Origin of the sequence: Terriglobus saanensis SP1PR4, from assembly GCF_000179915.2 — a bacterium.
Classification (GTDB): Bacteria; Acidobacteriota; Terriglobia; order Terriglobales; family Acidobacteriaceae; genus Terriglobus; species Terriglobus saanensis.
Map to the genome: position 1 here is coordinate 4,001,717 of NC_014963.1, position 13,498 is coordinate 4,015,214.

General features: G+C 59.5%; 14 protein-coding genes. 8 read left to right on the forward strand and 6 right to left on the reverse strand.

Annotated elements, in window-relative coordinates; genetic code table 11:
- Positions 1-75: 75 nt before the first annotated feature.
- The 3 genes from ACIPR4_RS16435 to ACIPR4_RS16445 form a co-directional block, all read right to left on the reverse strand.
- Positions 76-948 (reverse strand): OmpA family protein, encoded by an 873-nt coding sequence (locus tag ACIPR4_RS16435; RefSeq protein ID WP_013569790.1) that lies wholly within the window; start codon positions 946-948, stop codon positions 76-78.
- A 217-nt stretch (positions 949-1,165) separates the two neighbouring features.
- Positions 1,166-1,693 (reverse strand): DUF2393 family protein, encoded by a 528-nt coding sequence (locus tag ACIPR4_RS16440; protein ID WP_013569791.1) that lies wholly within the window; start codon positions 1,691-1,693, stop codon positions 1,166-1,168.
- A 23-nt stretch (positions 1,694-1,716) separates the two neighbouring features.
- A complete protein-coding gene (locus ACIPR4_RS16445) occupies positions 1,717-3,159 on the reverse strand; it encodes a hypothetical protein (protein WP_013569792.1) in 1,443 nt (480 codons plus the stop codon).
- Positions 3,160-3,239: 80 nt separating this feature from the next.
- Here ACIPR4_RS16445 and ACIPR4_RS16450 point away from each other — a divergent pair, with 80 nt between their 5' ends.
- Positions 3,240-3,692: a peroxiredoxin gene (locus ACIPR4_RS16450; RefSeq protein WP_013569793.1), complete on the forward strand. Its 453-nt coding sequence runs from the start codon at positions 3,240-3,242 to the stop codon at positions 3,690-3,692.
- 157 nt (positions 3,693-3,849) lie between these two features.
- On the opposite strand, the gene ACIPR4_RS16455 is transcribed toward ACIPR4_RS16450, so the two are convergent.
- Entirely contained in the window at positions 3,850-4,578 is a 729-nt protein-coding gene (locus tag ACIPR4_RS16455) for a polysaccharide deacetylase family protein (protein WP_013569794.1), read from the reverse strand.
- 107 nt (positions 4,579-4,685) lie between these two features.
- Here ACIPR4_RS16455 and ACIPR4_RS16460 point away from each other — a divergent pair, with 107 nt between their 5' ends.
- The 7 genes from ACIPR4_RS16460 (at position 4,686) to ACIPR4_RS16485 (ending at position 11,253) form a co-directional block, all read left to right on the forward strand.
- On the forward strand, positions 4,686-5,405 hold the full coding sequence (locus ACIPR4_RS16460; protein WP_013569795.1) for an RNA polymerase sigma factor: 720 nt from the start codon (positions 4,686-4,688) through the stop codon (positions 5,403-5,405).
- A gap of 109 nt (positions 5,406-5,514) precedes the next feature.
- Positions 5,515-6,480, forward strand: a complete 966-nt coding sequence (locus ACIPR4_RS16465) for a HEAT repeat domain-containing protein (RefSeq protein WP_013569796.1) — start codon at positions 5,515-5,517, stop codon at positions 6,478-6,480.
- Entirely contained in the window at positions 6,477-7,379 is a 903-nt protein-coding gene (locus ACIPR4_RS16470; protein WP_013569797.1) for a PDZ domain-containing protein, read from the forward strand. The genes ACIPR4_RS16465 and ACIPR4_RS16470 overlap by 4 nt, the downstream gene beginning before the upstream one ends.
- Before the next feature lie 108 nt (positions 7,380-7,487).
- On the forward strand, positions 7,488-8,936 hold the full coding sequence (locus ACIPR4_RS16475) for a circularly permuted type 2 ATP-grasp protein (RefSeq protein WP_041586884.1): 1,449 nt from the start codon (positions 7,488-7,490) through the stop codon (positions 8,934-8,936).
- Positions 8,933-9,268, forward strand: coding sequence for a CPCC family cysteine-rich protein (locus tag ACIPR4_RS23555; RefSeq protein WP_013569799.1), 336 nt, complete (start codon positions 8,933-8,935; stop codon positions 9,266-9,268). The genes ACIPR4_RS16475 and ACIPR4_RS23555 overlap by 4 nt, the downstream gene beginning before the upstream one ends.
- A complete protein-coding gene (locus ACIPR4_RS16480) occupies positions 9,253-10,242 on the forward strand; it encodes an alpha-E domain-containing protein (RefSeq protein WP_013569800.1) in 990 nt (329 codons plus the stop codon). The genes ACIPR4_RS23555 and ACIPR4_RS16480 overlap by 16 nt, the downstream gene beginning before the upstream one ends.
- Before the next feature lie 21 nt (positions 10,243-10,263).
- Entirely contained in the window at positions 10,264-11,253 is a 990-nt protein-coding gene (locus ACIPR4_RS16485; protein ID WP_013569801.1) for a transglutaminase family protein, read from the forward strand.
- A gap of 70 nt (positions 11,254-11,323) precedes the next feature.
- Here the strand turns inward: ACIPR4_RS16485 and ACIPR4_RS16490 are convergent, their stop codons facing one another.
- Positions 11,324-12,070: an SDR family oxidoreductase gene (locus tag ACIPR4_RS16490; protein ID WP_013569802.1), complete on the reverse strand. Its 747-nt coding sequence runs from the start codon at positions 12,068-12,070 to the stop codon at positions 11,324-11,326.
- 17 nt (positions 12,071-12,087) lie between these two features.
- On the reverse strand, positions 12,088-13,464 hold the full coding sequence (locus ACIPR4_RS16495) for an FAD-binding oxidoreductase (protein WP_013569803.1): 1,377 nt from the start codon (positions 13,462-13,464) through the stop codon (positions 12,088-12,090).
- Positions 13,465-13,498: the final 34 nt, after the last annotated feature.

A 13,498-nucleotide genomic window follows, 5' to 3' on the forward strand; every position in this document is an offset into this window, starting at 1 on the left:
TGCCTTGGTTCTCTCTGTTAGGAGAGTTTGATGGAAGCGTGCTTTCAGCACGTCTTCACAACCTTGATGCCTGCGTTAGTTCGTTGCAGGAGGAGCGCTGGACGATACCTGGCCGGTTTGGCCATCGAGCGTAGCCAGACTGTTGTGCAGCAGGGTCACGCGAACGCCGTTGCTCAGAGGACGTTCACCGTCGACAGCGACGGACTTCGTCTTGCCGAGGCCGGTCTTGTAGATGCGATAGATCGGTACCTGATGCTCTGCAACGAGATAGCGAACGACCGAGTCCGCCATTGCCTGCGACTGCGGAACGCCAGCGCGGGAGTAGCCCTGTACCTCAATGATGTAGCCCTTCTCGTTCGAGAGGCTTTCAGCCACTGCGTCCAGTTCGCCCTTGGTTTTCTTCGTCAGCGTGGTGCGGCCTGCGACGAAAGGAAGCGATTTGGCGGAGACGGTTTCGTACTGGTCCAGATTGCTGACCGTTCCGTGCAGCGCGGTGGCTTTGCCGTTCGCTGTCGTAGCGAGGCCGTTCGCGGATTCGGCACGATTGCTTGCTTCAAGCGCATGCTGGTCGGCCAACTGGGCTGCTGTCTTGGCCTGATTGATGCCTGTGGTCGCGCGGGAATCGACGTCACGAATATCGTTGGCGTTCTTGGCCTGCACTTCGTCCAGCTCGTTGACGCGGTCCTTGATCGGATCCGTCTGGCGCTTTACCCACTTCTTGCGGGCAAAGGGGTTCATATGGCCCCAGAAGCCTTCCTTCGACTGCGTTTCGAGGGGCTTGCCGGTAGCGTAGGTCGAGTTGTCGGCAGTACCGGACTGTACGGTCTTGGGCTGTTGCTGCGTTGCGGCGGCAGCGTCATCCTGCGCGGTAGTCTGACCGAAGGCGGTTCCAGAAACTGCTGCACCTAGAACGAGTGCTGAGGTTAGAGCTGTTTTTTTGAAGTTCATTGTCTGCTCCTTGCATGAACTGTCTCGCAACATTGCGGGACAGTGCTTCTCGCAAAGAGGTAGTGCACCCCTCATGCCAAAGGGGATAAATTCCCTATACCGATGCAAACAATGAACTTAGCATGATTTAAAAATTGGGGAATAAAACTATTTCAGCGGTGAGAGGGAAGATTCTTCTAAGGTGTCCAGACAAAAGTGCCGGGTAGAAGTTTTGACCCTATTTCGTTACCGCGTGAATTGCACGGATCTGAGGTGGCTGCTGATCCCATGCGTCGGGAATTCCTTCGAAGATGAGGCGAAAGTCCGCGCTGGCTCCCGGTGCAACGGGCGCGGCTGAGATTGGTTGCAGATCGACGTAGGGCTCGCGGCTACGGACCAGAGCAAGAGGCAACGTTTCGAGAGCGGCATTGGAGCCGTCGGCTGCGTGGAAGATTGCCTGCACAGTTAAAGCACTGAGCGTCCTGCTTCCGTTGTTTTTGAGCTGGCCATCAACATAAATACTCTTCGTCCCGGTGCCGTGACCAGCTTCTGAGAGCGTAATGTTCTCGAAGGTCAGCGAGGGAGCGTAGGCGTCGAGCGGAGCTACGGTCCGGACCGGTGCCGGGCCGCCCTGGTGGAGATGGATCGCGACGAGCGACCCCACGACAATGGCCACAGCAACGCAGGCCAGAAGGACGAGACGTTTCGAAGGTCCCTGTGCGGGGGCGGGATCGTTGAAGAGAGGCGTGCGCGGCTCGACGGACATGCTCTGAAGTCTACATCCGGCCCTTACTGCGTGGAGCCGGTGAGGAAAGTTTGGTCAGCCCGACCAGCGAGGATGCGGTAGAGCGCAAACTGGCGGGAACGGGAGGCGCGCAGCTCAAAGAGCAGGCTGGCGCGGTTGGAGGCCTCGGCGTCGACGACATCGACGAAGCGCAGACGGGGAACGCGGTCGAGATGTGCGCCATCCGTATACGACCGCATGACAGGCTGCAGGCCACCGTTGAGGTCCGGCTGCGCCACGATCGTTACATATATGGCTGCGGCTCCTGCGCCTGCCGTGTGCGCCGTGAAGACGTAAGTTGGGGTGCTGTTGTAGCTGAGATCGAAGGCCGAGAGCTGGCCGTCGAGAAGATCCGGGCTGACGGCCGCAGGAGCCGTCGTTTGGTTGTGGGGTTTGCGGACGCCGGGACGTGTGCGGGTGGCTGTCGTCTTGGGTACTGCGGGAGCCGGTGCCGGTGCTGGTTCAGGGAGAGCCTTTGCATCGGGTGTCGCAGTGGGATTCGCCGTCTGGGCGGCGAGTGCCGGGTTGGCGAGAACGGCTTTGGCCATCGCCTGCATTTTAGAGATGATGTCCACTCGGTCTGCGTCGGCTGAGAAGTGATGGGTGAAGTCATGCTCGGGCCGGTCGACGGCGTCGGAGACGGCGATCATCTGGTGGAGATCCGGCGGCAGACCGGAGAGCTGGGGAAGGAGTTCGCCTGCGGTTGCGCCCGTGGGGCGACCGCGATGGATGCCGGGCCGGTCAGGGTCGCCGAGAACGGAGCCTTTTACAGCGGTGACGCCTTCGGTGGACTCGCTGGCGTCGGGGGCAGAGGCGTGGCGCTTGAGCGAGGGACGGTCGGGATCGGAGTCCGGATCGGGCGGTGCCTGCGAGACGCCACTGGTCTCCTTGGGCGCCTTCTGCTTGCCCGCAGTGGTATTTGAGTTGGGACGCTGCAGGGTCGGGCGTTCCGGATCGGGATCGTCGGACTTTCTATCTTTTTTGTCCTTTACATCGTCGTCGAGCGAAACGCGGGAGGCAAACTCGGGACGGCCGTTCTTTGCGCTTTGCGTGGACGGCTTAGGTTTCGGCAGAGGCCGGTACTTTCCGTAGCCGAACCAGCCGTCGTCGTACGCCGTCGGTGCGCCTTCAACCCCTGCGGAACGGAGGTTGCGGGCATAGGAGATGTCGAGAAAGGACTTGCGGACACCGGCGGTCTGGAGCTCGTAGGCGGTGCCGGTCTGGATGGCGAGCGGCACGGGGGTGCTGAGGTAGATGGCGGCGTCTTCAAAGTGGCCGGAGAGAAAGAGCGTAATCGGAATCAGTCGCGCGGCGGTGGGCTTAGCCAAATCGCCGGTCCACTCATAGACACCGACGGCGCGGGTGATCGAATCCGGCCGCGCGACGCGGTGCATCTGCGCCTGGGTGAGGGAGGCTATGGCAAGAACGAGGAAGGCGACACGTTTCATGTAGTTCCTCTGTTGGACGTTGTTCCGGCCGAATGAGTTGACGTCTCTTTGCGATACTAGCCGTAGAGGAGACCAGAACGATGAACTTAGGCGATGTAGTGGATTTTGAGGCGCTGGATGAAACAGGCGCTCCGGTAAAGCTTTCCGACTTTCGTGGGAAGCCGGTGGTGCTGTTTTTCTACCCGAAGGCGGATACGCCGGGATGCACGGTGGAAGCCTGCGAGTTTCGGGATTCGTTTGGCGATTTGCAGGCTGCGGGCGTGACGGTTTTGGGGATTTCTCGCGACAAGGCGAGCGCGCAGAAGAAGTTCAAGGAGAAGTTTTCGCTTCCCTACACGCTTCTGGCCGATCCTGAGCAGACAGTTTGCAAACAGTTCGATGTGATCAAGGCGAAGACGATGTATGGCAAACCGGTGACGGGGATTGAACGGTCTACGTTTGTTTTTGATAAGGATGGGAAGTTGATTCACGAGATGCGGAAGGTCACGCCGGCGGGGCATGCGGCGGAGATTCTGGCGTTGTTGAAGGGGTAAAAAGCGGACGGATCTGCTTTTGTGACGTCCTTCCTTAGGAATCGGTTTGTGCGCTCTGCGCGACCCCACACTTTCGCGATAAAACTGCGAAAGAATGGGGCACACAGCAGATCCCTTCGCTTCGCTACGGGATGACAAATATCCGTGATTTTCGCGATTAGACCCAAGCTTCCGGGGTGGTAAAGCGGAGGCCGGGGCGGCCCAGGAGCCTGCGGGTGACTTCGAGGGTGTCTTTGCGCGAGTGGGATTCGACGAGGGTGTCGAGGTGGGAGGCGTCGTGCAGGAGGATGGTCGATCCTCTTCCCTTCTTTCGGTTGGCAGCGAGGCCGCGATCAATATAGGCAAGGATTTTGTCGGGGCCGTGGGTAATGACCCAGTCGTGGGCGGTGACGTTCCAAAGCACGGGGGTCAAGCCGATCTCCCGGGCGGCTTTCAGGGCATCGGGACGGCGGCCACCGAAAGGAGGCCGGAAGACTGCCGGGGTGATCCCTGTAGTGTCGAAGATCGTGCGCTGGCAAAGGTCGAGCTCCAGGCGAACGCGGTCTGGCGAGCTGAAGAGAAGATTTGGGTGGGTCTGTGTGTGGTTGCCGATCAGGTGACCCGCCTCCGCAATGCGGCGGGCGAGTTGCGGGTGGCGCAGAACATGATTTCCGACGAGAAAAAAGGTCGCACGGGCGCCATGCGCGGCCAGGATATCAAGCAGCTCCGGGGTGTGGGCGGGGCTGGGGCCATCGTCGTAGGTGAGGGCGATTTCGTCCGGATCGCGGCCGGGTTGGAGCGTAGCGCCGAAGATCTGGGAGGTGGGCCACTGGCCCGCGTAGAGGTAAAGACCGACGGAGAGGCCCAGTACGGCAACGGGAAGTGCTGTGACGACGAGGTTGGGCATGCTTGTAACAGTTTATTCCGCGGCGGGGATCACGCTTGCTCACCTTTACAACAGGATTCGGTCTATCTATGCAGAGATCGATCTCCTGGCTCCGGAGTCAGAAAAACATGGGAACTGAAGCAATGCGTTGGAACGCAGGGCCTGCGGGAATAGGCTCTGTGCGGGTAGAATCGTCCGCAGCCATGACGAAGGCAGCGGTAACACGGACGGGAGCTCGGCTGACCCCAGCGCAGATGGAGGCGCGGGCCCAGCAGCGTCTGGAAGACGACGAGCTGATCCGGCAGGCACAGGCCGGAGAGCGTGAAGCCTTTGACCAATTAGTGCGGCGATACGACTCTTCCGTCCTTCGACTGGCGATGCATATGCTGCAGAATGAGCAGGATGCGCAGGATGTCCACCAGGAGGCCTTTTTGAAGGCCTACCGGCATCTTTCGAACTTCCGCTTTGAGTGCTCGTTTTACACCTGGCTCTACCGGATTGTGACGAACCTTTGCCTGGACCAGATGCGGCGGCGTAAGAGCCGGCGCGAGGATGCGGCGACCTTCGTCGACCAGGAGGGCGGCGAGATGGACCTGATGGCGAATGTGCAGGACGACCGCAGTGGCGCCAATCCCGCGCGCGAGCTGGAACGAAAGGTCCTGAGCCGGAAGATTCAGGCGGCGCTGGAAAAGCTTACGCCGCGCGAACGGATGGTTTTTGAGTTAAAGCATTACCAGGGATTGAAGCTGAGAGTGATTGGCGAGATGTTGCATACCAGCGAAGAGACCGCAAAGAACACGTTGTTCCGCGCGACTCGAAAGCTGCGATCAAATTTAGTGGATGCATAAGTTTTGATGGAACGCACGATGGCGGACGGGATAGGTTTCGATCCAGCCACGGGCAAAGAAGCAATCAGTACGAGTAGGACTTCAACGAGGCAGTGCAGGGGAAACTCCGATGAAATGTGAAATAGCGCAAGAGTGGATGGTCATGCTGGCGTACGACGAGCTGGCCGAGACCGATGCAACCGAACTCGAGATGCATGTTCGTTTTTGCGAAGCATGCACAGCCGACATGGAGCGCTTGAGCCTCTTTCAAAGCGCCATGGCCGTCGAGACGATGGAAGAGCCTTCCGCGAATCTGTTAGCGGAAAGCCGTATGCGCCTGGACGCGCGGCTGGATGCGGCTGGCGTGGGCGGATGGATGGACCGTGTCCGCGCCCTGGTGATGGGCAGCGTGGCGACGGTGAGCTCTGCTCCCGCGCTGGCGACGTTGCTGGTGGGTGTTGGATTTTTAGGTGGAAACTTTCTGGAGCGTTACAAGGCGGCGCACGCAGCCAAGATGCCCAGCGTTGTGGTGATGCAGAATCAGACCGAGGGCGTAGTCAGCAACGTCAGCGGCATCGTGCAGACGCCCAACTCGGACATAGTGCAGGTCAAATACAACCGCGTGGTTCCGGAGACGATGCAGGGATCGCTGGACGATCCGCAGATCCGTCAGCTGTTGATGGTCGGCGCAAAGAACGGCATCTCCAATGGCGTACGGGAGAACAGCGTAAGCCTGCTGGCCGCGGAGTGCATCGCCGGGCATCAGTGCGAGAGCGCAAGCAGCGGCGGTGTGGGCGTACGCGATGCCCTGCTGGTTAGCCTGCGGTACGACAAGAGCCCGAAGGTGCGGATGAAGGCGCTCGAAGGCCTGCAACCCTATGTAGGCGCGGACCAACGCGTGCGTGACGCCGTGGCCGAGAGCCTGATGCGCGATGCATCGGCGGATGTGCGGACGCGGGCGATCGACCTGCTGCAGCCGGTCCAGGCAGATTCCAGTATTCGCCAGGTGCTGCATACGGTTTCGACGCGCGATGACAACCCTTATATCCGCAACGCCTCGACCCAGGCGCTGGAAGGTACGGACGGCCTGCAGTGAAGAAGTCCTCCAAAACGCTCCTGCTGATGGCCTCAGCAGCGCTTCTCAGCGCTCCGATTGTGGCGATGCACACGGGTTCGCACACGCCGAAGCCCTCCCAGAGTTACCTGGGCGTGGACATCGTGGATGTGGAGCCGGAGCAGGTGAGTGTTCTGCATCTGCACGATAGCAAGGGCGCGGAGATTACGCGCGTCGATCATGATGGCCCTGCGGGAAAAGCCGGCCTGCGCGAGCACGACGTCATTCTGAAGGTCAATGACCAGACGATTGAAAACGAAGAGCAGTTCCGGAAGGCTCTGCGCGAGACACCTGCCGGACACAACGTTGCCTTGACACTGAGCCGCGACGGTCAGATGCTATCGGTAACGGCGCAGTTGGCTAATCGGGCCGAGGTAGAGCGCCGGGCGTGGGAGCAGCATTACACCGTTCCCGAACCCCAGACCACAGAGAACTATCCTCCCGTTGCGGAAGCCGCACCGGCCGGAACTCCTATCGTCCACGGGTTTATCACCGGACACCTGCTCTGGACGCCCTACACTGGCCTGATGATGGACACGATGGGCGCTCAGCTGGCGGAGTTTTTTGGGGCAAAGAACGGCAAGGGCCTTCTTGTTCATAGTGTGGAAGCGAATAGTCCTGCGGCCATGGCCGGGGTTCGTGCGGGCGATGTGGTGGTCCGGGTGAACGGTGGCACGATTGGATCGAAGGCGGACTGGGCGCGCGCTGTTCGTGACGCCAAAGGACGCCCCGCAGAAGTCACGCTGCTGCGCGAACGGCACGAAGTCACCGTCATGATGCCGACCGACGGCAAGAAGCGCAGCTCCCTGCGGTTTCCGGGTGCCAGCGTGGCGAAGGACGTTCCTGCGCCAGTGATCATGGCTTGCCTGGAGTTGCTCTAGGGTTCTTTTTTGGGGCAACTGCCGGGTCGCCTCTATACTCAGAGGTTCATGGACCCAATTGAGACACCCCAGATTGCGCCTCTTATCCAGTCGCAGATCCAGCAACAGATGGAAAACTCCAATCTGACTCTGGACAACTACCTTCTGGATAGCGCCTACGACGAGATGTTCGCGGGACGCGAAGCCTTGCACGCGCACTACGAGCTGCTGATGGAGCACTTCTCCTCGCTGCCGAAGGACGATCTCACACGCAAGAAGCAGGCCGCCGATCTCTCTTTTCTCAACCAGGGCATCACGTTTACCGTGTATGGCCGCGAAGAGGGTACGGAGCGGATCTTCCCCTATGACATGCTGCCGCGCATCATCACGGCCAAGGAGTGGGAGACGGTCGAGCGTGGCCTGACGCAGCGCATCACCGCGTTGAATCTCTTTCTGAAAGACATCTACAACGAAGGCCGGATTCTGTCCGAAGGTATTGTGCCGCGCGAACTGGTCTACAGCTGTAAACAGTTCCGTCGACATATGGTGGGTTTGCAGGTACCGCGCAATATCTACATCGCCGTTGTGGGCACGGACCTGATCCGTCTGGAGAATGGTGAGTTTGTGGTGCTGGAAGACAATCTGCGCGTGCCCAGCGGCGTGAGCTACATGCTGACGAATCGGCGCGTGATGAAGCGCATCTTTCCGCAGCTCTTTCGCAGCTATGGCGTGCGGCCCATCGAGCAGTACACGCAGCTTCTGCTGGGTACGCTGCGGTCGCTGGCGCCAGAAGGCCGGCCGGAGCCGAACATCGTTCTGCTGTCGCCTGGCGTATTTAACTCGGCCTACTTCGAGCATGCATACCTGGCGCGACAGATGGGCATCGAGCTGGTTGAAGGGCGAGATCTGGTGACGCACGACAACGTCGTCTACATGCGTACGACGAGCGGTCTGCGGCGCGTGGATGTAATCTACCGGCGCGTGGATGACGACTTTATCGATCCGCTGATCTTCCGAGCGGATTCGATGCTGGGCGTAGCGGGACTCTTCAATGCGTATCGTGCGGGCAATGTCACGCTAGCGAATGCGTTTGGTACGGGCGTCGCCGACGACAAGGCACTATATGCGTATGTCCCGGCGATCATCAAGTTTTATCTGAGCGAAGAGCCGATCCTGAAGAATGTGGAGACCTTCCTTTGCGCACGCGAGACCGAGCGGAAGCATGTTCTCGCCAATCTGGACAAGATGGTCGTAAAGGCCGTGGGTGAGAGCGGCGGCTACGGTATGTTGATCGGACCGCAGAGCACCGCTGTGCAACGCGAGGAGTTTGCACGAAAGATTGAAGCCGACCCGCGCAACTACATTGCGCAGCCGACGATTTCATTCTCCCGCGCACCTTGTCTTGTCGACGACGGCTTTGAGCCACGGCATGTGGACCTACGGCCCTATGTTCTCTATGGCGACAAGGTGAGTATCGTCCCGGGTGGCTTGACGCGCGTGGCACTGAAGAAGGGCTCACTGGTCGTGAACTCTTCGCAGGGTGGCGGGAGTAAAGATACGTGGGTTTTGAGCCAATGAGCATCCTCATCAAGCGTAGGGCAAAGCTGCCCGGCCCTGGATTTGTTAACGTGTATCGCCCACGAGTGGATGGCAGTAAGTACTCATGTCCATGCTGCTATTTCAGAACGCTAGACGAACGAGGAGGGTATGACATTTGCCCGATTTGTTTCTGGGAGGATGACGGCCAAGATGATCACGATGCCTCCGAGGTTCGCGGAGGATCAAACGCCTCGCTAAGCTTGACTGAGGGTCGTGCGAACTTCGAACGAATTGGTGCCTGTGAAGAGAAGATGCTTCCAAATGTAAGACCACCGCTTGAAGAGGAGAAGCCAAGATGCTTTCCCGCGTAGCTGACAGTTTGTATTGGATGAGCCGGTACCTTGAGCGTGCCGAGCATACGACGCGTCTGCTCGACGTGAATCTGAACCTCATGCTCGATGAGTCGTGGACCTCTGCCGACCGGCGTTGGCAGCGTGTGCTGCAGTCGCTAGGATCGCCGAAGGACATTGAGTGGAAGGGTGATCCCTTCAAACTGGCGCATGCGCTGACGTTCGATGCGACGCATACTTCGAGCGTACTGGGATGCATTGTCGGTGCGCGTGAGAATGCGCGGCATGTGCGCGAACAGATTTCGACCGAAATGTGGCACCGCCTGAACAGCCTGTATCTGCAAGTGACGCGGCCTGAGATGCAGAGCGATCTGCATGCCGAAGCGCTGCTGGCGCAGCATGAGGGGCCGACGGAGTTCCTGGCGCAGGTGATGGAGGCCGTCCACCAGTTCCAGGGTGTGACGGATTCCACGATGAGCCACGGCGAGGGCTGGGAGTTCATTCAGGTGGGGCGCTACATGGAGCGCGCGTCGGCGACGACGATGCTTCTGGAGGCCTATCAAGAAGATCTCTGGAAGACGCATGACAAGGTGCAGGAAGGCAACGAGTACCTGGAGTGGATGGGTCTGCTCCGCTCGGCCACGGCGTTTGAGGCGTACTGCAAGGTGTATACCGCCGACCTTACACCGGAGTGGATCCTCGAATTTCTTCTGCTGGACGACAAGTTTCCGCACTCGCTGCGGTTTTCCGTAGAGGCGATGCAGCGCGCGCTGGTCGCCGTGCAGGAGGTAAGCGGTGGAAGCGTGCGGTCGGAGACGCTCAGCCGCATCTCCGGCAGGCTTCGCGCCACGTTGAGTTACTCCAGCGTGGACGAGATCCTGGAAGGCGACGTGATTGCCTACCTTCGCGAGATTCAACATCACTGCCGCGAGATTCATAACGCCATCTACGAACTGTATGTGGACTACTCGATTCAAGCTGCGCTGGCAGTCTAAGTACGTTCCCGGGGAGGGCCGATGTACTACACCGTTCGACATCTTACGAAGTTCGTTTACAGCAACGCCGTGAGCGAAAGCATCATGGAGACGCGCATGCATCCGCGCTCGGATGCGAGCCAGCGCTGCCTGACGTTTCATCTCTCGGTCAGCCCGCGCTGTCGCGTCTTCAGCTATCGCGATCACCTGGGAAACCACATTCATCACTTCGATATTCCGGTGGCGCATGAGCAGTTGGTGATCGTTGCTGAGAGCCTTGTAGAGATGGACGAGATCATCATGGTGCCGAGCTTCCTTGCCCCCGATGCGTGGGCCGAAGTGGACGCGATGGTACAGGAGGGTGATTTCTGGGAGATGCTGTTGCCGAGCGAATTCACCGCCTCGACGCCTGCGCTTGAAGAGCTTGCGAACAAGCTGGACATCCGCCGCCGCGACGATCCCCTGATGGTCCTGCACGACCTGAACGAGAAGCTGTACAAGTACTTCGACTATGTACCGAAGTCGACGAAGGTGGATTCTCCGATTGACGTCGCGCTGGAGAACAAGGCCGGCGTCTGCCAGGACTTTGCCCATGTGATGATCGCGCTGGTGCGGTCGCGGCTGCGGATTCCCTGTCGCTACGTCAGCGGCTATCTCTTCCATAGCAACGAAAAAGACCGCAGCGTTAACTCTGCAACACATGCCTGGGTCGAAGCGCTTGTACCGCAGTTCGGCTGGGTTGGATTCGATCCTACGAACTGGCTCATCGCCAGTGACCGCCACATCCGCACCGCAATTGGACGCGACTATGCCGACGTTCCGCCGACACATGGAATCTTTCGTGGACGTGCGGCGAGTGAACTGACGGTCGCTGTGCGTGTTTCTCCGAGCGAAGGCGCCCCACTGATGGACCGTGAACTTCCGATTCCGGAGGACTGGTCCATTCTGGTTGAGAAGGCGACGCAGTTGCCGCCTCCGCCGCCGGTGGTTTCGAGAGCTAAGCAGTTGCAGCAGGCTCAACAGCAGCAGTAGAAGAAGTTGTGAGTTATAAGTTGTTAGTTGTTAGAAAACTAGCAACTAACAACTACTTACTCACAACTCCTTACGTATTCGTCTTCTTGAAGATGCTTTCTGGAATATGGCGGATGACGGCCATGATGACGCGCCACTGGAACGGGACGTAGATCTGGTCGCGCTTGGAGTCGATGGCGCTGGCGATGGCCTTGCCTACCTTGGCGGGATCGGCGAACTTCTCGCTTCCCTTCATGCCTGCGGTCATCGAGGTTTTCACCGGGCCGGGCTTGATGGTGGTGACGGTAACGCCTTCGCGGTCAATGCGGTTACGAAGGCCGCTCAGGAAAGCCGAGAGACCGGCCTTCGCCGAACCATAGACGTAGTTCGATTTTCGTCCACGATCGCCCGCTACGGAAGAGATGACGGCAAGCGTGCCGGAGTGCTGTTTGACGCAGAAGTTCGCCAGCCAGGTCAGCAGAGAGACCGGCGAGGTAAAGTTCGTGTGGAGGATCTGCTCCGCTGCGATAGCGTCGGCTTCGGCTTCGGCCTGATCTCCGAGGACACCGTGCGCAAGGTAAGCGATGTCCAGACCGCCAAGGGCGGTAATAGCATCGGCCAGCAGCTGTGGGTGAAGGTCCAGGTCGTCGAGATCGGCGACGATGGATTCCACGAAGCTTGCGCCACGCGTCTTGAGGTCGGCGGCGACGACGGCGAGCTTCTGTGGGTTGCGGGCGACGAGGTAGAGGCTGTCGCCACGCTTGGCCCAGACGCGTGCAGTCTGTTCTGCGATGGCCGAGGTAGCGCCGAGGATAAGGATCTTGCGGGGTGTAGGCATCTGGTTCCTCAAAAAGTCTAAGTTGCGACCCGCTCCCAGAAGGAGGACGTCAGCAAGGGATCTTTGTAACGGGCGAAGTCGCGCCACTGCGGGTAGGCCGCCTGGAAGTGTGCGGCGGACATGCGCGCGTCCTTGGCGGGGTAGAGCTTGCCGCCGTAGTCGATGGTCATGTCGGCAAGACGGTCGAAGAGCTCAAAGCTGACGCCGGGCTTGATAGGAAAATCGAGCGCGAGCGTAATACCGGGCTGCGGAAAGCTCATCATGCCGGGCGAGGGCACGTCTCCGAAGGCCTTCAGCACCGCCAGAAAGCTGGCGAGACCCGAGTCCGCGACGGCATGCAAGATCGCCGTCGTGCCTTCTTTCGCCGACTCCCATGGAAGAGCGTACTGGAACTGCAGCAGGCCGCGCTTTCCGTAGAGGCGATTCCACTTGAGCATGATATCGAGCGGATAGAAGAAGGGCTCGTAGTCCTGCAGGGCGCGGACGCGGCGCTTGATCTGTTTATGGAAGAAGACGGCGTTGAAGGCCGAGACACTGAAGCTGTTCAGAGCGAAGCCGGGAGCGTTGAAGGGAAAGACCAGCTTGGGTTCGGGCGACTCCGTCAGCTCGTCCGGCATGGTGGAGTGCTCACCCAGCATGAAGACGCCGCGGGCGAAGTTCTTGCCGGTAGAGGTGCAATCCACCCAACTCACCGTGTACTCGACGGATTTGAACTGTTCCGTAAGGGCAAGGAACTCTTCGATGCCGTGAAACTGAACACCCTGGTAGTCGATGAGGCGTGAAGCGATCTTGCGTAACTTGACCTGGGCCCATGTGATGACGCCGGTGAGACCAAGGCCTCCGATGGTAGCCGCGTAGAACTCCGAGTTCTCAGTGCGCGAACAAAGCATGCGCGTTCCGTCGGAGCGCACCAGTTCGAACTGCGGAACGTGAGAGCCGAAGGTGCCGGCGATGTGATGATTCTTGCCGTGGATGTCATTGGCGATCGCGCCGCCGATGGTGACGTACTTCGTTCCCGGCGTAACGGGGAGGAAAAAACCACGCGGCACGGCGAAACGAAGGATCTGGTCAAGGGTAGCCCCAGCCTCGCAGGTGAGGAGACCGGTTGCGGGATCGAAACTCAGCAGGCGGTCCATACCCGTGGTGACCAGGAGATGTCCGTCGCGGAGGAGGCAGCAGTCGCCATAAGAACGTCCCATGCCCACGGCAAGTGCGCCGCTGGGCATGCCGTTATGCGCATCCACCACAGCGGGGAAGTCCTGTTGCCACGAGAGCGGAACGATCGTCGCCGGATAGAGCGGGTAGCGTCCCCAGGGCTCAAAGGGAACTTGTACTTTCGTGTTTTCCGTCGCCGGGTGATGATAGGCCAGCGGCGCTTCTTGAAGAGATGGCATACAGTTGTGAGGATAGCTGATCCAACAGCCTTTC